The 19,569-nt window shown below is 66.3% G+C and carries 22 protein-coding genes, 1 tRNA gene and 1 pseudogene; 8 read left to right on the top strand and 16 right to left on the bottom strand.

Going from position 1 to position 19,569, the window contains the following annotated elements; all coding sequences use genetic code 11:
• Positions 1–26 precede the first annotated feature (26 nt).
• Entirely contained in the window at positions 27–500 is a 474-nt protein-coding gene (gene haaN, locus EES42_RS38105; RefSeq protein WP_124722781.1) for a cyclophane-containing RiPP N-acetyltransferase HaaN, read from the top strand.
• A gap of 1,930 nt (positions 501–2,430) precedes the next feature.
• Positions 2,431–3,102: a hypothetical protein gene (locus EES42_RS38095; protein WP_241196860.1), complete on the top strand. Its 672-nt coding sequence runs from the start codon at positions 2,431–2,433 to the stop codon at positions 3,100–3,102.
• 217 nt (positions 3,103–3,319) lie between these two features.
• Here EES42_RS38095 and EES42_RS38090 read toward each other — a convergent pair whose 3' ends face one another.
• A complete protein-coding gene (locus EES42_RS38090; protein ID WP_241196859.1) occupies positions 3,320–3,682 on the bottom strand; it encodes a helix-turn-helix domain-containing protein in 363 nt (120 codons plus the stop codon).
• Positions 3,683–3,876: 194 nt separating this feature from the next.
• Between EES42_RS38090 and EES42_RS38085 the strand changes: the two genes are divergently transcribed.
• The 4 genes from EES42_RS38085 to EES42_RS38070 all read left to right on the top strand — a co-directional run bounded on the left by EES42_RS38085 (position 3,877) and on the right by EES42_RS38070 (position 7,662).
• Positions 3,877–4,749 carry a hypothetical protein gene (locus EES42_RS38085; RefSeq protein WP_124722778.1) on the top strand — a complete coding sequence of 291 codons (873 nt, stop codon included), beginning with the start codon at positions 3,877–3,879 and terminating at the stop codon, positions 4,747–4,749.
• Between the two features lie 218 nt (positions 4,750–4,967).
• Complete coding sequence (locus tag EES42_RS38080; RefSeq protein WP_124722777.1) at positions 4,968–5,882, top strand: hypothetical protein; 915 nt, start codon at positions 4,968–4,970, stop codon at positions 5,880–5,882.
• Positions 5,879–7,384 carry a hypothetical protein gene (locus EES42_RS46860; RefSeq protein ID WP_241196858.1) on the top strand — a complete coding sequence of 502 codons (1,506 nt, stop codon included), beginning with the start codon at positions 5,879–5,881 and terminating at the stop codon, positions 7,382–7,384. Before EES42_RS38080 ends, EES42_RS46860 begins: the two co-directional genes overlap by 4 nt.
• Before the next feature lie 205 nt (positions 7,385–7,589).
• A tRNA-Arg gene (locus tag EES42_RS38070) sits at positions 7,590–7,662 on the top strand.
• Between the two features lie 80 nt (positions 7,663–7,742).
• On the opposite strand, the gene EES42_RS38065 is transcribed toward EES42_RS38070, so the two are convergent.
• From EES42_RS38065 to EES42_RS38015, 11 genes and pseudogenes are all read right to left on the bottom strand, one after another.
• Positions 7,743–8,897: a tyrosine-type recombinase/integrase gene (locus EES42_RS38065; RefSeq protein ID WP_124722776.1), complete on the bottom strand. Its 1,155-nt coding sequence runs from the start codon at positions 8,895–8,897 to the stop codon at positions 7,743–7,745.
• Complete coding sequence (locus tag EES42_RS38060) at positions 8,897–9,088, bottom strand: helix-turn-helix domain-containing protein (RefSeq protein ID WP_124722775.1); 192 nt, start codon at positions 9,086–9,088, stop codon at positions 8,897–8,899. Before EES42_RS38060 ends, EES42_RS38065 begins: the two co-directional genes overlap by 1 nt.
• Positions 9,085–10,464, bottom strand: a complete 1,380-nt coding sequence (repSA, locus tag EES42_RS38055; RefSeq protein ID WP_206433806.1) for a replication initiator protein RepSA — start codon at positions 10,462–10,464, stop codon at positions 9,085–9,087. Before repSA ends, EES42_RS38060 begins: the two co-directional genes overlap by 4 nt.
• A gap of 110 nt (positions 10,465–10,574) precedes the next feature.
• Positions 10,575–10,892, bottom strand: a complete 318-nt coding sequence (locus EES42_RS38050) for a SpdD-like protein (protein ID WP_124722773.1) — start codon at positions 10,890–10,892, stop codon at positions 10,575–10,577.
• 23 nt (positions 10,893–10,915) lie between these two features.
• On the bottom strand, positions 10,916–11,071 hold the full coding sequence (locus EES42_RS38045; RefSeq protein WP_124722772.1) for a hypothetical protein: 156 nt from the start codon (positions 11,069–11,071) through the stop codon (positions 10,916–10,918).
• Between the two features lie 13 nt (positions 11,072–11,084).
• A complete protein-coding gene (locus EES42_RS38040; RefSeq protein WP_124722771.1) occupies positions 11,085–11,276 on the bottom strand; it encodes a mobile element transfer protein in 192 nt (63 codons plus the stop codon).
• 1 nt (position 11,277) lies between these two features.
• A complete protein-coding gene (locus EES42_RS38035; protein WP_124722770.1) occupies positions 11,278–11,472 on the bottom strand; it encodes a hypothetical protein in 195 nt (64 codons plus the stop codon).
• A gap of 19 nt (positions 11,473–11,491) precedes the next feature.
• A complete protein-coding gene (locus EES42_RS38030; RefSeq protein ID WP_124722769.1) occupies positions 11,492–12,157 on the bottom strand; it encodes a DUF2637 domain-containing protein in 666 nt (221 codons plus the stop codon).
• 85 nt (positions 12,158–12,242) lie between these two features.
• Positions 12,243–13,599: pseudogene (locus EES42_RS38025) on the bottom strand (FtsK/SpoIIIE domain-containing protein).
• 3 nt (positions 13,600–13,602) lie between these two features.
• Entirely contained in the window at positions 13,603–13,959 is a 357-nt protein-coding gene (locus EES42_RS38020) for an SCO3933 family regulatory protein (RefSeq protein WP_124722768.1), read from the bottom strand.
• A gap of 139 nt (positions 13,960–14,098) precedes the next feature.
• Positions 14,099–14,878: a GntR family transcriptional regulator gene (locus EES42_RS38015; protein WP_124722767.1), complete on the bottom strand. Its 780-nt coding sequence runs from the start codon at positions 14,876–14,878 to the stop codon at positions 14,099–14,101.
• An 18-nt stretch (positions 14,879–14,896) separates the two neighbouring features.
• Here EES42_RS38015 and EES42_RS38010 point away from each other — a divergent pair, with 18 nt between their 5' ends.
• Positions 14,897–15,361, top strand: a complete 465-nt coding sequence (locus EES42_RS38010) for an NUDIX hydrolase (protein ID WP_164495482.1) — start codon at positions 14,897–14,899, stop codon at positions 15,359–15,361.
• A 433-nt stretch (positions 15,362–15,794) separates the two neighbouring features.
• A complete protein-coding gene (locus EES42_RS38005) occupies positions 15,795–16,766 on the top strand; it encodes a pentapeptide repeat-containing protein (protein ID WP_124722766.1) in 972 nt (323 codons plus the stop codon).
• A gap of 389 nt (positions 16,767–17,155) precedes the next feature.
• Here EES42_RS38005 and EES42_RS38000 read toward each other — a convergent pair whose 3' ends face one another.
• The 4 genes from EES42_RS38000 to EES42_RS37985 all read right to left on the bottom strand — a co-directional run bounded on the left by EES42_RS38000 (position 17,156) and on the right by EES42_RS37985 (position 19,500).
• Complete coding sequence (locus EES42_RS38000) at positions 17,156–17,578, bottom strand: hypothetical protein (protein ID WP_124722765.1); 423 nt, start codon at positions 17,576–17,578, stop codon at positions 17,156–17,158.
• Positions 17,579–18,230: 652 nt separating this feature from the next.
• A complete protein-coding gene (locus tag EES42_RS37995; RefSeq protein ID WP_124722764.1) occupies positions 18,231–18,539 on the bottom strand; it encodes a hypothetical protein in 309 nt (102 codons plus the stop codon).
• Positions 18,536–19,279 (bottom strand): GntR family transcriptional regulator, encoded by a 744-nt coding sequence (locus EES42_RS37990; protein ID WP_164495481.1) that lies wholly within the window; start codon positions 19,277–19,279, stop codon positions 18,536–18,538. The genes EES42_RS37995 and EES42_RS37990 overlap by 4 nt, the downstream gene beginning before the upstream one ends.
• Complete coding sequence (locus EES42_RS37985) at positions 19,276–19,500, bottom strand: hypothetical protein (RefSeq protein ID WP_124722763.1); 225 nt, start codon at positions 19,498–19,500, stop codon at positions 19,276–19,278. Before EES42_RS37985 ends, EES42_RS37990 begins: the two co-directional genes overlap by 4 nt.
• Positions 19,501–19,569 lie beyond the last annotated feature (69 nt).

The raw sequence follows: 19,569 nt of genomic DNA, 5'->3' as shown, positions 1-19,569 counted from the left end.
CGATGGAAGAGCGACAGGAGATGTCGATGACCGTGACGATCCGACCCGCCGACAGGCTGGATATCGTGGCCGTAGCCGAACTGATCGAGGAGATCGAGCGGTTCTACGGATCGACCGAGATCCAGCCGCTCGAGGAACGCCACTCCCAGGTGGAGGAGGCGCTCTTCGGCTCGCCGCCGCTGGCGTCCGCGCTCCTGGTCGAGGACGGGACCGGCAACCTCGTCGGGCTCGCCGCCTACTCGTTCCTCTGGCCGGCGGCCGGCTCCTCCCACTCCCTGTTTCTGAAGGAGCTCTACGTCCGCGACACCCTCCGCCGCCAGGGCGTCGGCGCCCGCCTCATGGACGAGCTCCGTGCCCTGGCCGCCGCACGCCCCGGGTGCAGCCGTGTCGAGTGGATGACGGACCGCGACAACCCGAACGCGCGTGCCTTCTACAAGTCGCTGGGATTCGCGGAGTTCGATGGGAAGATCGTCTACCGGGTGGACACCAATACGGGCTGAGGGCGGGGTGCGGCTGTGCAGGAAGAGCGGTGCGACTGGTGTGAATGCATCGTCGGGCTGGGATGCGCCTGCTTGCCAAACGGGGCCGTATCGGAAAGACGTGCTGTACCGCAGCACAGGCAGGAGTGGCGGCGCTTCCCCGCGAACACGATCCTGATCTCGCCGACGCGGTACGCGCACCTGCCCGGGGCCTGCGCCCACCTGACCGAGGAGTTGGTGACGGCCCCGCGCTGGGGCTGGATCCCCGAACCGCCGCACGGGCTCTGGGACCGGTTGAGCAGCAGCCACCCAGCGACCGCGACAGAGGGGAACACCACACGGCAGGCGGTACGACGGTGCGAGGAGTGCCAGTCGGCATTGCCGTAGGCACGGTCGCACGTGACCGACCTGGGCTCGCCAGGTGACCGTGCGCAGGGCTGCAGCCGGACGCTGCAGCCCTGCGGGTTTGGGTGTGGACAGGCCTTTGCTTTCCGGTCGGTGGTCCATGTCGCGCAGCCGCCTTTGCTTACGGCGGCCCCGCTCCCCCATCGTGGTCAGGACAGCGGCTTGGTCGGCCGCCTGCGCCCAGGTCAAACTCCAGGAGTGGGGACAGCCGCGCGGCGGCTGCAAGTGCTGTGCATGACCTTCACGGCTTCCAGGTGCAGGACTCGGGTCTCACCCAAGGCTCACAGAGAGGGTGATCTGCGCATCGAGATGGAGATACGCGCGGTTGCACCCCAGCCCTCCGAGCTGGCGGCCTCGCCAAGCGCACAGCCGCGCTTGGCGTGCCGAAGATGACGCGGCACACCGCCGCCGGCTCACGCCGCTGGTCGGACGTTCCTTGCCCTCGTCCTTCAGGACGGCGACAAGGCCACCGGCCGCCGGGCGTTCTTCCGGGCGTGCGGACTCGTGCTGCTCGAACCCGACACGCCTGGTGCCGCATGGGGCTGCCCCGTCGTCTACATCCTCACGGCAGAGGAATCGGCAGCCTGGGGACCAGCACCCGGGACCTGAACTCGTTGCTTCGATTGGGACCAATGCGTCCTCGACCAGATGGAGTTCGCCTTCATGGTTCAGTCAGGTGGCGCGGTGGTCAGTTGCGGGTGGGCCCACTCCCATGCCTGGTAACGGCCTTGCCGTTGGCGGCGGTAGCGGCCCTGGTGGCAAGCGCCGGTTCAGGCCAGCTATCGGACTTGCGAAGCGGAGTTCCAGGCCGTGTCTCGGCTGGCGGCTACCCCGCCCTTCAGCAGGCGCGTCACACGGAGGGTCCTGTACGTGGCGAGGAGCGCGCTCGGAGTATCAACCCGGCAACCAGGGCACCTCTCGCCCTTGTCCTTGCCCAGGTTCACGCCGGGCGGGACATAGACACTGGAGCCCAGGGGCCCGTAGAGAGCGCGGGATGACTGACCGGAAGTCATGTAGGGCTTGCGCCCCTCACGATGCAACACACGAATTCTGTCTGTCACCTACGTACCCCTCTTGCCCCTCTATAGGGTGAAGGGAAGAATCAGGGCACTGAGGGGTCGGAAGATGAAGTGGGAATGAGCCTCTCAGGACCCACGCGTGGTTGCTCACGGTTGTTGAGCCCAGGTGGTGTTCAACCCTTCAGGATGTGAGCACCTGTCACCACTGCCCTGCGGCAGGAGCCAGCTAACCGAGCGAGCTCTCCGGCGGCTGTCTCCTATCCCGCCTAGGGAATCCGGGCTGGGCCGTTCTCCTGAGTGCCTCTCACAGACTGAGCTGTGGTCGGGTTCTCAAGTACCCGCGCACAGGAGTCGCGTCAAGTTTTAGGGGCCGTCACACGAGGTCAGAACTACCGTGCTCCGACGATTTTCCGGGGCCTGACGAGTCACGCTCCCGGCCTCTCTGACGCGCCCTGGGCTGCTGGCGGATCCCCCGATGACTATCAAAGCGGGCGGGACTGTGCTGTCGAGGCCCTATGGTGATCGCCATGCAGCCCACCGACAGTGGCGCCGCGTCCGCCAATCCCAGCTGGGTCGCGGTGGATATGGGTGCCCTGATTCACCAGTGCGATGCCGAGTTGGCTCAGCACGACGCCATGCTCGACCGACTGACGTCGGGAGTCGCCGCGCTGGAAGCTGAGAAGCAAGTGGTGCGCTCCGCGCGCCAGCAGGTGGTGCTCACTCGCGAGGAGGCGCTGCGCGTTCAGGAGATGCTCCACGCGGCGGCCCGGGCTGGAGCCGCTCTTCGTAGCGGGCAGCGCGAGGGCGGGTCCAGTTTCAAGGACGTGCCGGATCCTGACGAATGCAAGGGGACCGACGCCTGCGCCGATGAGGCTGCGGACAGTTCGGATGCGGCGTCCACGTCGGCTGAAGAAGGCAGCCACACCGGCAAGGCTTCGACAGCGTTTGACGCATCGAAGCTCGGCCCTCGCGGCATGCGGGCCATGCAGATCATCAACAGTGAGCCCACGCTGCAGTGGACCGGGAAGCTGCTCGCGGTACGGCTGGAAGGCCAGGAGGTCGAGGCCGACGGGAAGGCGCACAATCGCGCGCGGACGCTCATGGACGACCTGGCAAAGAAGCAGCTCGTGGCGAAGGTGTACTCGGCTGATGGTCGTCGCTGCTACTTCGTCGCGGCCGCGGCAACGGAGGCCGCCTAGAGGCACCCCAAGGCGACCGCCTCCCGCGCTGGCATGGTTCCGAGGCCGACGCATCAACGCGGGAGGCGGTCTGACGACTCTGGGCCGTACCCCCCACGCTACCGGGCAATTCCCGGGCGAGGGGCCAGTTCGGCCTGCGTTCCCTCGATCGAGAGGCCGACCCTCGCATGACAGGCGCATCATCGGACTTTTCCCGGCTATCCGACCCGGCCGGCTACTACTCCTCGCCGCTTCGCCGATGCGAGGGAATGGGCTGGTGACGGGCACCGTCAGCGCCTGCGGGCCAATCGGTATGACGCGGCCAGAGCATCTCGTCGAGCGTCTCCTCGATGCTTGCGAGCGTAAACATGTCGGGCCAAACGGTTCCGGCAAGGATGTTGGAAATGACTTGCCGGTTGACGCCGGACGCAGTCGCCAGCGCGTTGGCCGACAAGCCGCGCCGCTCCATCGCCTCCGCCAGGGCCCGGGCTACGGCCTGCCCGACCTGTGCCTGCCGGGCGCTGTCCATCACTGCGTACGGCCAGTGGCCGGACACGGCATAGTCGCGCGGCTTCTTTCCACGTCTCGTTCCTCCGGGCATGCGACCAGTGTGACGGACGGGATGCCGACTTGCTCACCCCGCACAATCATGGGTTGCTATAACAATAGCAACCCATGATTGGTCGTGCTTCCATCCCAGCCGGTTTGAAAGGATTGGTATCTACAGTGTCGACTCGCCAGGCGGGAACACCGCCGACCAACGGCCGCGCCAGGCTGAGGCCTGAAGAGCGACTGATGCCGTCGCCCAAGCTGCGGGCGGAGCAGTACCTGCTAGTCACCGTGGCCGCCTGCTCGGCGGTCAACCCGGTAGGGGCCGAGGAACTGGCAGCGGCGACTGGGGTCTATGCCAAGAACTGCGGACTGGTGCCGGTGTTCATCATGAACACCGGACTGCTCACCAAGGGGCACCGGCGAGCGACGTATCTGCCCAGCGAGAAGGGTCGGTACATCGCACGTGCCTTCGCGCGCGGTGAAGCCGAAGGGCTTGGAGCACTGAGGACAAAGTGGAGGGGGCAATGGTTCGCGCGAACGGTCAGAGACCGTTGCCGACACGGCCCCGTCTCCCGTGACGGCCTGGTGGCCGCCCTCATGGTGGCGGCCAAAGCCGGGCCTGAGCGCATCAAGCAGGCCCACGTTCTACTCGATCTGATGGTCGCGGTCGGTCTCGTCACGGTGGAGAAGTCCGGCGAGCTGAACTATTTCGAGGGCGCCAGTCACACAGACGCCCCGCCCACAGGCACCCAGAACACCGACACACATCACGAGGCACCGCAGACTGCCAACGAGGACGACGAGCCGAGTGCAGCCGAGGAACCGTTGCCTCAGGACGAGTGTCAGTCCGGCAGCACCCGACAGCCTGACTCCGAGGGCGTGCAAGACGGTGACGAGCAGCCGCAGACGGAGGTACCTCGCCCGCGCACTGAGGCCCCCGGCGGCCAGCTGCCTGGAGGAACGGGCCCCGATCAGGATCTCTTGTCACTTCTGCTGCCACCGGTTCTGCTGGCGGACTTGACTCATCTGACTTCGGCGGAGGTCCTCGAACTCCACAGTCATCTGACGGCCGTCACGGCCCTCACCGCCAAACTCCGGGGCCATCGCGTCATCTAGGCCCCGGGACACAAAAACAGTCCGGCAGCGCCAGCTTCCTTGGCCGGTGCGGCGCTGCCGGACTCCCACCTCCACCCGACGACCCGCCCGGCAGCGCCGTGCAGGAAGGGGCTTCGGCATGTCCTCACACAAGGCGAGGAACAACCACCGTAGCGCGATCGATCGCGGGCCCGCCCACGTTCGCGCGAGTTCCGGCCCTCTTCAGGGGGTGGTCCGGCATGGCTAGGCCCACCATCCGCCGGGTGCTGCTCGAAGTCAGCCGTCAGTGGCTGCAGCAGGCAGCCGACGGCGACATGGCCATCGAGACAGTCGACCTCTACATCCAGATCAGTGAACGGTTCGACGTCTTTGCCGACGCCCAGGGTATCCACCGAATGGATGATGTCACCGGACAACTGACCGACTCGTTCATGGGCGCGCCCGGCCGCGACCGCCACGACAACTTCACCCTCGTTCCGAAAGACGGCACACGGCGGCAGCGCCGCTCCGCCCTCGCCTCCCTCTTCGCGCACGCCCGGGCCCTCGGCATGACCCAGGCCGTGCCCCTGCTCGACTCCCCTCCCATCCCGCGGCCGCCTCGCAGCACAGGCGCCGAACTGACCGACGCGGAAATCGAGGAACTCCAGTTCCACTCCGAACGCGGCATGCCTGCGACCCGGCATGCTGCCCTGCTGGCTCTGCTGCTGTCAGGCCTCGGCAGCGCCGAAACCGCTCAGGCGACCCCCGGCGACCTGGACCTCGCACTAGCCACCGTGACCACCGAAGGCAGCACACGCACCACCCCCAGAACCTGCCCGCTCAGCCCCTGGGCCGTCCGCGCCCTCCGTCTGCGCACCGACTACCTAGCCGAGCACCGGCCGGGCCGGCGCCGCCTCGTCACCAGCGACTCCTCCACCCCGTACGCGGCGCAGGCCAGCGTCGGCGCTGGCTTCAACGACATCGCACGGCTCTCGGGCCTCGCCACCACCGCCCGCAGGGTCGAACCCCGCGACATCACCCGCTACGTCGCCCGCCAAGTGCTACTGCAGACCGGCCAGATCTCCGAAGTCGCCCGAAGGCTCGGTCTCTCGTCCCTAGACAACGCCGCCGACCTCGCCGGACTGGCCTGGAAGATCGGCGGAGATCCGCGATGACACCCCACAGGGCCACGCGCCCCAAGCGCACGTCCAAGACCACCCGCAAGCCCAAGAACACCCCGCCGCCGTACATCTACGGAACGATCCCCGACGACACCTTCGGAGCGAAGAGCGACCCACCAGAACTGCACGGGCCGCAAGCCCCGCACCTGATCACCGACCGCCGTTTCGCCTACCTGATCAATAACCCGGACCTCTACGCCGCGGCCGATATCCTGCCCGGGCCCCGACCAGTCGGCCGACCTCCGCACCATCCCCCCGTCATCTACCTGATCTTCCTGTGCTCGATCTCCGTCTTCGGCTCCGCACGCGCGGCCGCTGCCCACTTCCAGGATGAAGACTGGTGGAAGCGCATCCGCTCAGCGATCCGCACACACCTGGGCGACGAGGCTGCAGACGCACTGCGGCCGACCGGCCCCACCCGCAGCAACTGGAATCACTACTTCCGGCGGCACCTCAAGCCCGCTCACGACAAGATCCGTGACATCAGCAGCGACCTGTGGGTTGAGCAGGCCCTGGCGCATGGCATGCTCTGCGAAACCAGCAAAAGAACCAGCCGCGTCCGCCCCGAGCGCCAACAGGTCCTCCACGGCGACGCCACCGTCGCAAGACCTCCCTCCGGGCATTCCGAACACGAGACGGTCGACAAGCGGACCGGCGAGATCCGCCAGCACCGCGTGGACGAAGACGCCGGCATCTGCATCGAAGGCGGCGGCAAGCAGGTCTACGGCAACAAGTTCCTCTCCACCGCCGTGCGCCTGGCCGCCACCCCTCACAGCCGCGTGATCCTCGCCCTGGAATCCATCCGCCACAAGTCTGTGAAGGAAGACCCCGAACGCGAATCGGAAGGCGTCGCCCTGGTCGCCATGGTCAAGCGCATCCTCAAGCGCGCCCGCGGCACCAAGGCCGTCACCTACGACGCCGCCCTGCGCGGCAAGCACCGCGCACCCCTCATCGCCGAAGGCCTCGTCGTGTTCACCCCACAGCACGAGGGGCTCACGCCCCAGTCGCTCCTGCGCCACAAGGACGGCCCCTGCTCCCACGACCTCTACGTCGCCGAGGGCAGAGTGTGCGAGCGCCGCTTCATCGACGGCAACGAGACGCTCTACACGCCTCTGCCCGTAGAAGAACTCGAGTGCCGTGACGGAAAGAACAGCACCCGCTTCTACCACCGCATCACCATCCCCTGCCCCACCAAGACACACCAGCTCCGGATCCGCGTCGACGAGACCGACGAGGACAGGCAGGTCGACCCGAAGACGAAGAAGCAGCGCTTCAACCGCACCGAACATCTCCGCCAGGTACCTCCCAGCACCCCCGCCGGCCGCCGCCTGAAAGGCTTCCGCCAGGACAGCGAGTCCATCCACTCCCGCTTCGACCAGGCCTACCCCCATGAGCGAGTCCCGGCATATGGCGCCCGGGGAGCCCTGTTGATCTACCTCGGCTACGCCTGGCTGAACAACTCGATCACCCGAGCACTCAACACACTCCACTCCTGACACCCTCCGCAGGCCACCCCACCTCAGCACCCGGCCCCAGGACAAGATCCCCAGCCCGCCACACACCCCGTACATCGAGCACGCCACCCGCTACACTGGCGGCGGCGAGCAGACCCTCACAGGTCGATCACCAACCTGTCCAAAACATGTCAAGAATCGGCTCCGTGCATTGCGCCGTTTTAGACACATTTTTGTACAGATCCCCGCCTTCGTAGCTCAGGGGATAGAGCACCGCTCTCCTAAAGCGGGTGTCGCAGGTTCGAATCCTGCCGGGGGCACACAGGTCAAAGGCCGATCACTTCCGGATTTTCGGAGGTGATCGGCCTTTGACATCCACTTCTGACATCAACGAGGGCGGTCACTGACGACCGGGGCGCCTCTTCCTGAGCAGCCGGTCCATGTGGCTCATGGCCTCGCGCTGCGTGTCCTGCACGACGTGCGTGTACACGTCCATGGTGATGCTGATCTGGGAGTGCCCAAGGATCTCCATCACGACGCGGGGCGCGACCCCAGCCGCCGTGAGGAGCGTGGCCGTGCCGTGCCGAGCGTCGTGCAACCGGATCACGCGGAGGCCGGCGGACTGGGCGACGCGGGTGAAGGAGCGGTAGACGTTCCGCGGCTCGACCTGGCGGCCGGTGCGGGTGGTGAAGACGTAGCCGGACTCCTCCCACCGCTCCCCCGCCTTGGCACGAGCAGCTGCCTGCCGCATCCGGTGCCAGCGCAGGGGCGCAATGCAGAGGGCCGGCAGCGGGACGACCCGGCGACGGCGGCTCTTGGGATCGTCGTCGTACAGGACGCCCCGACGGCGCTGGGTCTGCTGGCGGACGTGGAGAACGCGGTTGTCCAGGTCGAGGTCCGACCAGCGCAGTCCGACGATCTCCCCCCGGCGGAGCCCCATGGCGATGGCGAGCACGAAAGCCGCGTACAACGGGTCCTCACGGGAGGCCACGAGGAAGTCGAGCGTCTCATCCAGGGTCCAGGGCCTCAGTTCGCGGTTGTCGGTCCGGGGCGGCTCGACGAGCTTGGCGACGTTGCGCGTGATCAGTTCCTCCCGGCAGGCGGAGGACAGCGCCGACCTCAGGACGCGGTGAGACTCCTTGGCAGTCGCCGCAGTCGTCTCCTTCTCCAGGCGGACAAGAAAGCGGCGTACGTCGGCGACGCCGAGGGATTCGAGCCGCTTGGCACCGATCAACGGCACCATGTACAGCCGGACGTGCGCCTCGTACTTGTCGTACGTACTGAGCTTCCGTCGAGGCTTGATGACGTTGTCCAGCCAGTACGGCAGCCACTCGGAGAGCTTGGCCGAGCGGGTGGGCACGGGAACGCCTTGGTCGACCTTGTCGAGCAGTTCCCGGCGCTTGGCGTCGCACTCGGCCCAGGTCTTGCCGTAGGCGAACTTGCGGGCGCGGGTGCCGTCCGGCTGAAGGACGTAGACCGCGCACTGGTAACGGCCGTCCTTGCGCTTGGTGATGGTGCCGGCGCCGTTGGGATTGCGCTTGCGCGGACCGGCCATCAGGCAGCCTCCTCGATCTGGCCGAGGACGAAGTCGTGAATGGCGACGTCAGGGATACGACGAGCCCCATCGATCTTGATCAAGACGAGACGGCGCGAGCGGATCAGGTCGTAGACCTTCGAGCGTCCGACCTTGAGACGCGCCATGACTTCCGGCACGGTCAGCAGTTCGGCGGTGGCAGCGGTGGTCATGCTGCGGCTCCTTCCAGGGCGAGTTGGTCTTGCAGTGCTTCGCGCGCCGTCTCGCGGTTGAGCTGGAGATCCCGGGCGATTGAAGCGGCGAGGGCTGATTCCCCAGGGGTGTGGCCGTGGCCGGTGTACTGCCAGTCGGTGAGGACGAGGACGGTGTCCGGTTCGCGGGCGTCCAGGCCCAGGGCGGTGGCCTCTTGGGTGGCGCGGTAGTCAGCGCGGGCCTGGCGGAGGGTGCCGAGGGTGGTGGAGTAGCGGCGGGACTTGGAGGAGAAGTGGCCGCGGAAGCCGAGCATGTGCGCCCAGGCCCAGAGGCGCCGGTCCGGGTAGAGGCTGTCCAGGTCGCGGCATGCGGTGATCAGGCGGCGGGTGTGGTCCGGGACCTGGTGGCGGTCGAGTTCGGCGAGTTCCCCGATGCGGCGGTCAAGCGTGCCGGTGTTCTCGGCTGCCTTGGTGGAGTACTTGGCGACGTAGGAGGCAACGGCCTGTTCGGTGATGTCGGAGCCGTCACCGAATGCCTTCACCGGGCGGACGTCGAGCTGTGTCCCCCAGCGGAAGGACCGGGTCGGTTGGTCCCCGACGGAAGGGACGGAGACGGACGTGTAGGAGTGCGCCGCGGCTGCGTGGATCGCGTCGGCGAGCAGGTCGACTGTTGCCCAGGCGGGTGGCGGCGTTCCGGGCCCCTCCGGGCCGTCGAGCCGGATCACCGCGTGGAAGTGCAGGGCGCCACGCTTCTGGAATTCGGCGACTTTGCCGTAGGAGACACGGAGGCGGTCGGCGAGTTCTCGGCGGGTAAGGCCGGCGCGGGCGGCGAGTTCGCGACGCAGGCGTGTGGTGAAGCGCTGCCAGAGCTGTCCGGCGTGGTTGTTGAACAGGACGGCGCCGGCGTAGTCGTACGTGGCGGGGTCAAGGGCGGTGCCCAGTTCCGATGCGTCCAAGGCGTGTTGCGCGCCGCAGCGGCAAGCACCGCGGTCAGGCCGGTTGTGGACCGGGCCGAAGGAAGGGGCGGTAAGGGTGGCGAAGACGCGGGGGTGGTCCCTGACGGTGATGGGGACGTCCCGGCAGTCGTCACCGGCCAGGCCTGCGCGGATGAGGTGGTAGGTGTCGCCCGCGTAGGTCCAGGCGCAGGAGGGGCAGCGGGAGGCGCGGCGATTACCGCAGGCGAGGCGGAGGCGCCCGCCGGGTTCGTCGGCGGTGGTGTAGTGGTGCAGGGTCTCGCCGGTGGTCCTGTCCTTGTGGAGGGTCCAGCCGGTCAGGTGGATGGGGTCGGAACAGCCGCCGGCACGGCGGATCTGGTCTTCCCAGCGGGTGTAGTCGGGAGCCGAGGCCACCCGTAGGAGGTCGCCGAGGGTGGTCGGGTCGAGCGGCGGGGCAGGCATGGGCGAGGCGCGATGCGCCATGCTGGGTTCTTCCTTCCGGTTGTGAGATCGGACAGGGGCGGCGCCCGGGCGGCGGATGCTTGGCGGTATCGAGGCCGCCCGGGGGCCGGTCAGCGTCGCTTGGCGTCGGTGTTGACGAGGGAGCGGATCACCAGGGCGCAGACGGCGACCGAGGCGCCGGTGATGGCGACCGCGAGGAGCATGGAGACCAGGACGGCGCCGACGACCAGGACCACGGCCGTACCACTGCCGACGAGGGCGAGGGCAGTGCCAGGGGTGAGCTGCACCGTGGGCCGTGCTGGCACCGAAGCGACCGGGGCAGGGGGCAGAACCTGAGCGCTCGGTACGACGGTGGTCGGCTCCACGACCACGGGCGGCATGACGTGGCTGGTGGGTGTGGGGTTGGTCGGGATCTTCGGGCGGAGCATCGGTGTTCTCCCTTCGGGTCGTGTTAATTGACGAAGCCGTTGACGACGAGGGCAATCACGCTGTCGGCGAGGAGGAAGCCGCCGAGGAGGAGCACGGCGATGAGCCACCAGGGCGGGCGGATGAGCTTGACGCCGAGGTAGCCGACGGTGAGCAGCGCGAGCCAGAGCGGAACGTCCATCGGGGTCGGCCTCCTAGCGGACGCGGCAGCGGTGGGTGCGGGCGGCGAGCTGTGCGGCGGACTGGCTGGAGTAGTCGGCGGACCAGCCGCACCCGTCGTTGGTGCACACGGCGGCGTGTTTGGTCCGGCCACGGCGATCGCGGTGGGTGCCGATCTGCACGGGGCCGATCCGCATCACGGAGTGGAAGAAGTCGCGGGCAGGCATGTCAGTCGGTTTCCTCTCGGGTGGTGGTCGGGTCGGGGAAGGTGGCGCGGATGCCGGCGGCAGTGGCCGGGTCAGTGGTGCGCTGGGCGGCTTCCTCGGCGAGCAGGTGGGCGAGGTAGGGCCGGTTGGCGGCGGTCATCTCGCGGGCACCGTCGAGGTAGTCGGCGGCGGTCAGGTCGGCCGGGTCACAGGCCACGGCTTGTCTCCCTTCCGGGTCAGGTGAGTTGGGTAGCGATGGCGTCGGCGAGATGGGGCGGGACGCCGAGGCGGGCGCGGAGGGTGTCGGTGTCGATCCGGACGCCGGTACGGGCGTGGTGGTCGTCGGCGACCTTGCGGGCGTGGGCGACCAACGCGGCCGGGACCGGCATGGCTGTGGGCAGGGCCGGGGCTTCCTCGGGCTCCGGGGCGACGGCGGGTTCGGGCGCCCGGATCGGCTCAGCGGTGACGGGGTCGTGATCCGTCTCGGGCGCGGGGTCCGGAGCCGAGGCGGAAGGTGTCGGCGGAGCCGGGAAGGGGTCTGCGGGTGAGTGGGCGAGGAGGGTGCCGCCCATGAAGGCCATGGCGGGCCAGGCGGCGACGAGGATGCGCAGCCAGGCCGGAACGTCGTTCAGGTCGAGCAGTCCGGCGGTGGCGACGTTGGCGCCGAGCGAGGCGACCAGGGCGATGAGAAACCAGCACCAGGCCAGCCGGGACGGCCCATCGGCACGCAGCCGACGCCAGGCGGCGACCAGGAGCAGGTCTACCGAGACCGGGTAGGCCCAGGCCTTCCAGCCGGTCTGTCCGGCAGCGGCGGCAAGGTCGTGCAGGTGGGCAAAGGACAGTGCCCCGGCGATGACGGCCTGGACAAGTACGGCGTCGATGCGGAGAGCGGGGCGGGCCATCACGGCTCCTTCCTGTGATCAGGCATGGCGGGGGTAGGGAACCGGCGCGAAGTACGGTCGCGCCGACCGTGGGAGGGGTGGTGTGTCAGGCAGTGGCGGCGGCTGTCTTGGACAGCGGCACGCGGGCCGAGTACAGCGGGGCGACCGCGGGCCGGAAGGGCGCGAGGGCGGGCACCTCGGGGGTGCGGTCGGCGTGCTTGTTGCAGACGTTCACGGCCTGGCGCAGCGAGATGTGCGGGGCACGGATGCGGTGCCAGCCGCCGGTGGAGTCCCCGGCAATGGCGATGCCGCGCGTCTCGGCAGGAATCTGGATGGCGGCGAGTACGGCATCCGGCGCGATGTCACCGAAGGCCATGTTGGCGGACGTCTCGTCGTTGACGCGGTGCGCGGTTCGGCCGGTGAGCTGGGCGCGGAGCATCGTGATGCCCTTGCCGAGTTCGGAGCCGAAGCGCTGCCCCGCAGATTTCCAGGTAGACGCCGGCCGCGCGGCCGAGCTGGGCGAGGCGGACCAGGGCGGTGATGATCCGGTCCCGCCGCTTCTCTTCCTCTTTGTTGGCGAAGAGAGCGAGTTCGGCGACCTCGTCGACCAGGACGACGACCGGAACCGGCCGTAGATCCTCGGGCAGATCCCAGATGTCGGCGGCGATCTCCGCGTCCGGCACGGCGACGCTGACCCGCTGCTCGGCGCGGATGAGCTGATACACGTCCTGCATGTGGGACACCAGCGCCTCCAGCAACTCCAATGCGGTGTCGGGGTTGTCGGCGAGCGCGGAGAACCGGCGTGCCAGCGGGAACAGCTCGACCCCTTGCTTGCAGTCGATGCCGATCAGTGCGACATGTTGCGGAGCAAGCCCGGCGACGAGGTTGCGCTGATAGACGGACTTGCCGGACTCCGTGGCGCCGAGGGTCAGACCGTGCGGGACAGCGCGGTAGTCCCGGTAATGAACCGAGCCGTCCTCCCGCAGGGCGACCGGGATACGCATCGGTCGGGTGCCGGTCTTGGCCGGCATCTGCACCCGTTTGAGTACGTCGTAGCCGGTCATCCGGATCTCGACCACACCCGAGCGCAACTCACGGGAGGTCACGCCGTACATCCCGAAGGAGTGGCGCAATCGGTCCGAGGCGGTGGCGACATCGAAGGCGTCCTGTCCCGGGCGGAGTTTGAGCCTGAGAACGAGGCCGGTGTGGGTGGGCCGCAGCCGCAGAATGCGCGGCGCGCGAGATTCCGGCACCGGCCGATTGGCTATCCGGGCCAGCATCAGTCGCCAGCGCGAAGGCGGAACCGTCAGCCCGCAAGCCTCCATGACGGAGGCGTAGCGGACCAGGACGCGCACGGCAGCGAGGGTGACCCCGAAGGCCAGCCAGTACCAGGCGGGACGCCGCCACCGCAGGAGACCCGCAGCGGCGACGATCACCAGCAGCAAGACCGTCGGCCATGTCATGGCTCAGGCCACCTTCGAGCCCGTGCCTGTGGCTACCAACGAGGTGACGGCGACGGCGCGGAAGGCGATGCCGTGCCGCTTCTGGCCGTTGAACTCGTTCTCCCACGGCCGGGCGATCAGCCCCGTGAGGGCGGCCGGGGTGCCCATGGTCAGGTCACCGGAGATGCCGGTCTCCGGGACGGTGACGGACAGGATCTCGACCTCATCGTTGGCCGCAAACATCACGTCCACGGTCATCAGCTGCGCGCCGGTCTCGGCGTCGGTGGCGATCTCGCCGGTACGGCGGTCCTTCACCTTCGGCTGCGGAGTCTTAGCAACCATCACGGTCGCGGCGGAGGTGTCTACGGGGATCTGACGCACGGGGGATCACTCCTCTATAGGTGCTGAACTCCGTCACTCATGTATATGAGTGACATGAAGAAGAGTGCATTACTCCTGTACATGAGTCAACCCGCCGCGACATCAAAGTCACGACGGGTCGATGGGAGTTGAGCGGGCGTCAGTCGTCGGCAGGGATCCGGTACTCGAAAACGAACTGGTCAGCAGCCATGAGCGTGTCGCAGACCTCAACCACGAGGCCGGTCGCCGTACGGGCCTCCCGGATGAGGTGAACCACCGGCGCACCCGGACTGAGCGCCAGCTCGGTGGCTTCCGCCTTGGAGGCCGACCGGGCTTGCAGCGTCTCGACGAACTCGGCGAACTCATGCCCGTGGTCTTCGAGTCGGGCATAAATGCCACCGCCGCCGGGGTTCTCGGCGAACAGCTCCGGGATCTCCTTCACCACGTCCCACGGGAGATACGAGGAGGCGGTCTCGACCGGGGTCCCGTTGCGAAAGTAGAGACGCCGACGGGCGAGCACCTGAGTGCCGACGGGGACGCCGAGTCGCTGGGCCGCATCCGCGGGGGCCTCCATGGGCCCGATGTAGAGGACGCTCACCTTGGCAGTGGCGCCGGACTGCGCGGACTCCGCGAGGTACGCGGCCTTGCCGCCCTGGCGGAGCGAGCGCCGGAAGCGGTCGGAGGAACGGTGCCGCACCGGCGGCCGGTCCTTCACGATCGAGCCCTTGCCGTGTCGGGTCTCGACGAGCCCGCTCGCCCGCACTTCGACCATGGCCTTGCGGATCGTGCCGCCGGACACGCCATAGCGCTCCACCAGTTCAGACTCGCTCGGCACCATGTCGCCAGGCTTGAGCACACCAGCCCTGATCTGCTGCACGATCTCGTCTGCGATCTGCACATACCGAGGCCCGGACCTGCCCCCCTCTACCGCAGTTCCCATAGTCCTTCCCCGCCTCCTATGCTCCTGTACATGAGTCAATCACAGGAAGCAACGTCGCCGCCCCTGCACTCCGTATCCGTAGCCGGAGTCGTGGTGCGCGAAGACGGGCGCCTCCTGGCGATCCGCCGAGCCGACAACGGCACCTGGGAACTCCCCGGCGGCGTACTCGAACTCAACGAGACCCCAGAGGCCGGCGTAGCCCGCGAAGTCTGGGAAGAAACAGGCATCCACATCGAGGTGGACGAACTCACCGGCGTCTACAAGAACACCACCCGAGGCATCGTCGCCTTGGTCTTCCGCTGCAAGCCCTCCGGCGGCACCGAGCGCACATCAAGCGAGTCGACAGCCGTCTCCTGGCTCACGCCCGAAGAGGTCAGCGAGCGCATGTCCGAGGTCTACGCGATCAGGCTCTTGGACGCCTTGGACGGCAACGGCCCCCACGTGCGAAGCCACGACGGCAAGCAACTCATCCCAGCGGGATAAGACTTTCCCTACTTCATCAAGAGCCCGCGCACGGCGCGGGCGCGCGCCGCCTCTGCGGCGCGGCCTGCCTCCTGTCTCCGCCCCGGCTGGCCGCGCTCGGCGGCGCGCTCGGCGGCTGCGGGCATGAAGTGGGAGACACCCCCTGTGGCTGGGGCGGTCGGCTACACGGCTTTAGGCAGCCACTTTGGGGCGAGCCTCTAAGATCATGGCCCCAACGTCGTGCTTTAACGGGCAGGTCCACAGACTGCCCGACTCGCCGGAAGCTTACGGGGCCATGATCACTCGCCCCAAAGCAGCTCCAGCCCAAAGCCGCTCCGCCGACCTCGCGCATCCGCTGCGGCGCCAGGGCTCTCCAGGCAGCAAGCCTCAAGTCTTCCTCTGAAAACGGGGATTCACCACATCCAGGCACCCAACCTTGGGAACGCTGCCAGTCATGAAGGCGTCAATCAAGCGCTCCATTGCCCTATCGAGCGCACTCTTAGGTGTGGCACTCTTCGTTCTGCTGTTTTGGAAAGCCCCATGGTGGCTTGACGGAACACATATCCGCAGCAGAGATCTCCAACCAGCCGACGGCGTCATCGTTACGGGTATACGCACTGGACTTGTCGCCCTGGGCGCTGCCATTGTGGCGGGAGTTGGACTTTACTACACCGATCGAAATTTTCGGCATACCCGAGAGCGCGATCGAGAAACAGCAGAAATTAGCCGCGAAGGCCAGATAACGGAACGCTACACCGAAGCAATCAAGTTGCTGTCGTCTGTGACTATGACCGAGCGTCTCGGAGGAATCTACTCGCTAGAAAGGATCATGCATGATTCCGAAAAAGACCACTGGCCAGTTGTAGAAGTTCTGGCTTCTTTCATCAGGGAACACGCTAGCGTTTCTGGCGAGATTGGGCGTGAATTCATCTTAGATACGCCAAACGAGACGCCACCTCAACACATCCAAGCTGCACTATCGGTACTGGCGCGCCGCCCCAAACGAGATGAGCAATTCAACGTGAATCTAAGTTACACAGATCTCCGAGGAGCGCATCTCCAGGGAGGGGACTGCGCCGGGTTCCAATTTCGACATTGCCGCCTAGACGGCGCCCACCTCGAAGGAGCCAATCTCAAGAAGGCTTTCTTTTGGGGCGCGAACCTTAATAACGCCTACCTTATCGGAATAGATGGGCGCCACGTGGGGCTAGTGCACTGCAACCTTGAGAACGCCAAGTTGACCGATAGCGACCTAAGTAATTCCTTTCTGCATAATTCGAAGGCGAAATCAGCTTCCTTCAGAGGATGCGACCTAACGGGAGCAAATTTGTATGACACGGCCCTACAAGGCGCAGACTTGAGAGATGCCGCGTTAGATTGCAGGCCGTCGCTTACGGAGAAGCAGACGAAGGAAGCAAATCTATGAATATTAACTGGCAGGAAGCAATTTCGATCGCTTCGCCAACCATCGCCCTCACGTCGGCTTTCTTCGTCCGTCGCTCTAGCCAAACAGCACGGAGGGCACTTGCGCTAGCACTCAAGACAGGTCAAACGTCGTACGAGTCCACGAAGGCCGCCTACTCCCCAGTGGTAGATCTATTTCTTACAAAGATAGAGTACCGGCCCCCTACACCCCGTGAGCTGGGAAGCATGCTAGGAGCGGAGTCTCGCAAGTGGGCGACGGAGTGGGATAAAGACAGTCCAGAGGTAGTCATCGAAGGGAGGATCATAAATAAACTCCCCTATGAAATTCTCCTAACTTGCCGCGACCACGAGAACTCTGGAAGGAAGGTACGGTATAGCCATCGAAATCAGTCAGTATTCATCATCGGCGGTCACGAAATAGAACTTGGCACTATCATCTTGCCACCGGAACAAGAAACCACATTTCTGTGGATTGACCGCAGACCCAGAGAAGAATGGATCGCCATCCATGGCCTCCATGCCAGAAACATGTGGAATGACCCTGCGCTTAAGCTGCCCGCGCTGACGGCGATCGAGACGATCCAAGCGATTCTTCGACGTGAGCCATTCACTTGGAGGCGAGAGAGGAAGGTGAAGCGCTCCGGATTCCGCATTATCTGTGAGACGCGAATGAAACAGCGAATGGTCACCGTATGGGAAGCAGAAGTTATCCAAGGGCCGGTTCAACCAGCCGGACGCAATGAAGACGATTCCCTTGCGTTCGAGGAACGCAAAGAGGTGTTGGGCGGCCCCCTCGACGACCGTGTCGTACACTATCGGGTCGACTTTGATACGACCCTGACCTCCGCAATACCGCCCAAACACCAGTGGCTTCCTGGCCGCCAGATCTAGTATCCCTCTGGTCGCCCTATACGCCGTGCACGGATCAAAGAGGTTATGCCAGAATCGTCAGGTTGGCTGCTGGATGGGCACACCTGTCCCCGCAGTGGGATGTTGACGGGGCCCGCGGGCGGCATGTCCACCGGACCCGGCGGAAGACTTCCACAGGTCCCGGCATTGTCTACTGCTCCAAGGAAGGGCTATACACCGGGCCGCACACCAACCCTTATCGCAGTGCGCAGCCGTCTCGGCATTTTCTTCTGTCGTATCTCAGGGAGAATGGTCTGGGCACATCGCTGATCTTTTAGAAAGCTATGGGCAGGGAAAGCGAGCGGCTCACTGAGTGTCTCCCTGGTGACAACGCCGCCGCACGGCAGCGAACAACCGTGGACGTCAGCGGACCATCAGCGCAGGTGACGAGCTCCCCGACTCAAGGACGGTGACCGTCCCCAGTTGCTTCGGGACGAAGCGGTCCTCGGGCTGTCCAAGGTCAGCCGAAGTTGGCAGACAACGCCAGAAGCCCACGGCGTCTGAGCTGGTCAGAGCCGTGGGCTTCTCTTGCTGTGCAGGTCAGCGGGAGCGTAGATCAGTAGACGGGTTCACGCGGTTCGCTCGCCGCCAAGAGGTGGCCGCGGCTGGTTGCGACGCGGAGAATGTCCCGCAGAGCCCCGGTCAGCTCCTTGACCAGGCAACGCATCTCGTCAAGGGCCGCGTCCTGGTTGTCTAGGGTTTCGGAGGCCTGCTCCAGCAGCTTGGCCGCCCTGCCTAGTTGGACCGCTTCGATGTTGTCCGCCAGGCGGGACATGTAGCCGCCCCGGTCGTCGGAGCTCAGGTAGCAGGGCTTGCCGTCCGGGCCCGACCACGGGAGGAGCCGCAGTTCGTTCGGTGCCGTCATCCTTGGGTCTGCCTCTCGTCGGGCACGCAGTGGGTGGTGAAGACGGCGTCCACGCGATCTCCCGGGAATGCCAGGAGCGTGGCTTCGACGACTCGGCCGGTGGAGTCGGTGGCGATGCGGGTGATGGAGAGGACGACCGACGCGTGGCCGATGCGGAGGGCCGATGCTTCGTCAGGCGTCGGAGTGCGAGCGCACACCGTCTCTCGGAGAACGGCCGGCGACGGGGCGAGTACGGCGAATCTCGTGACTGCGTCTCGGCACGTGAAGTCGTCATCGAGCACTCCGGCCGGGACCAAGTCGCGCGGCATGTAGATGCGAGCCAGACCGTGCGGAGACTCCCCTTCGTGGCTGATGCAGGTGGTCTCCACGATGGGGCTGCCCATGGGCACCTTCAGCAGGGTCGTGAGGTGTGCTTGGGCCTGAATGGTGTTGCTGCGGACGGTGACGCGCAATGCCGGCTCGGCGGCGGTCCACGGGTCCAGGGTGCCCCAACCGCCGACGTACAAGATCTTGCGGTGAGGGCGACGGACGAAGTTGCCTTTGCCGTGGATCTTCTCAACGAGGCCCTCACCCTGAAGTACGGCGAGGGCTCTCCGCAGGGTCACCGTGCTGACCTTGTATTGGTCGGCAAGGTCAGCTTCGGATGGAAGGCGTTCGCTGGGCTGAATGCGGCCGGTGGTGATCTGCTGCCGGAGGTCGTCGGCGATGTCGTGGTGGCGTGAGCGCATGGAGCCGGTCACCGCCTTCTCAACATGCGCATGGCGACGAGCCGGGTACGCGCGTGCATGGTCAGCAGCTCACCCGACTCGAAGAGCAATTGCTTCGCTCCCTGGGGAAGCTGAATGAGGTCTCCCACCCGGCATGCTTGGCCGCCAAGTTGGATGACGTCACCGCGCCGAACGGTGGCCGCAGTGATCTCGATGCTGGAGACCAGCACGCCGCCAGGGGCCCAAGCGCTCACCGCGTCACCTCCGTGGGCATGGACGGGTCGGGAGACGAGTGGCACGGGCAGTCACACGCTTCGCAGATC

Origin of the sequence: Streptomyces sp. ADI95-17, from assembly GCF_003846175.1 — a bacterium.
In the GTDB taxonomy this organism is placed as follows: domain Bacteria; phylum Actinomycetota; class Actinomycetes; order Streptomycetales; family Streptomycetaceae; genus Streptomyces; species Streptomyces sanglieri.
The sequence above is the reverse complement of the archived record's forward strand: the minus strand, read 5'-3'. Positions and strand labels throughout refer to the sequence as shown.

What these genes read in the sequence shown, in the direction of transcription:
- EES42_RS38015 (WP_124722767.1), bottom strand. Translation starts at nt 14,878, where the DNA reads ATGGGAACTGCGGTAGAGGGGGGCAGGTCCGGGCCTCGGTATGTGCAG.
- EES42_RS46860 (WP_241196858.1), top strand. Translation starts at nt 5,879, where the DNA reads ATGACACCCCACAGGGCCACGCGCCCCAAGCGCACGTCCAAGACCACC.
- EES42_RS38090 (WP_241196859.1), bottom strand. Translation starts at nt 3,682, where the DNA reads ATGCCCGGAGGAACGAGACGTGGAAAGAAGCCGCGCGACTATGCCGTG.
- haaN (WP_124722781.1), top strand. Translation starts at nt 27, where the DNA reads ATGACCGTGACGATCCGACCCGCCGACAGGCTGGATATCGTGGCCGTA.
- EES42_RS37995 (WP_124722764.1), bottom strand. Translation starts at nt 18,539, where the DNA reads ATGACGGCACCGAACGAACTGCGGCTCCTCCCGTGGTCGGGCCCGGAC.
- EES42_RS38030 (WP_124722769.1), bottom strand. Translation starts at nt 12,157, where the DNA reads ATGGCCCGCCCCGCTCTCCGCATCGACGCCGTACTTGTCCAGGCCGTC.
- EES42_RS38095 (WP_241196860.1), top strand. Translation starts at nt 2,431, where the DNA reads ATGCAGCCCACCGACAGTGGCGCCGCGTCCGCCAATCCCAGCTGGGTC.
- EES42_RS38060 (WP_124722775.1), bottom strand. Translation starts at nt 9,088, where the DNA reads ATGACCACCGCTGCCACCGCCGAACTGCTGACCGTGCCGGAAGTCATG.
- EES42_RS38050 (WP_124722773.1), bottom strand. Translation starts at nt 10,892, where the DNA reads ATGCTCCGCCCGAAGATCCCGACCAACCCCACACCCACCAGCCACGTC.
- repSA (WP_206433806.1), bottom strand. Translation starts at nt 10,464, where the DNA reads ATGCCTGCCCCGCCGCTCGACCCGACCACCCTCGGCGACCTCCTACGG.
- EES42_RS38065 (WP_124722776.1), bottom strand. Translation starts at nt 8,897, where the DNA reads ATGGCCGGTCCGCGCAAGCGCAATCCCAACGGCGCCGGCACCATCACC.
- EES42_RS38080 (WP_124722777.1), top strand. Translation starts at nt 4,968, where the DNA reads ATGGCTAGGCCCACCATCCGCCGGGTGCTGCTCGAAGTCAGCCGTCAG.
- EES42_RS38085 (WP_124722778.1), top strand. Translation starts at nt 3,877, where the DNA reads ATGCCGTCGCCCAAGCTGCGGGCGGAGCAGTACCTGCTAGTCACCGTG.
- EES42_RS38040 (WP_124722771.1), bottom strand. Translation starts at nt 11,276, where the DNA reads ATGCCTGCCCGCGACTTCTTCCACTCCGTGATGCGGATCGGCCCCGTG.
- EES42_RS38005 (WP_124722766.1), top strand. Translation starts at nt 15,795, where the DNA reads ATGAAGGCGTCAATCAAGCGCTCCATTGCCCTATCGAGCGCACTCTTA.
- EES42_RS38045 (WP_124722772.1), bottom strand. Translation starts at nt 11,071, where the DNA reads ATGGACGTTCCGCTCTGGCTCGCGCTGCTCACCGTCGGCTACCTCGGC.
- EES42_RS38010 (WP_164495482.1), top strand. Translation starts at nt 14,897, where the DNA reads ATGCTCCTGTACATGAGTCAATCACAGGAAGCAACGTCGCCGCCCCTG.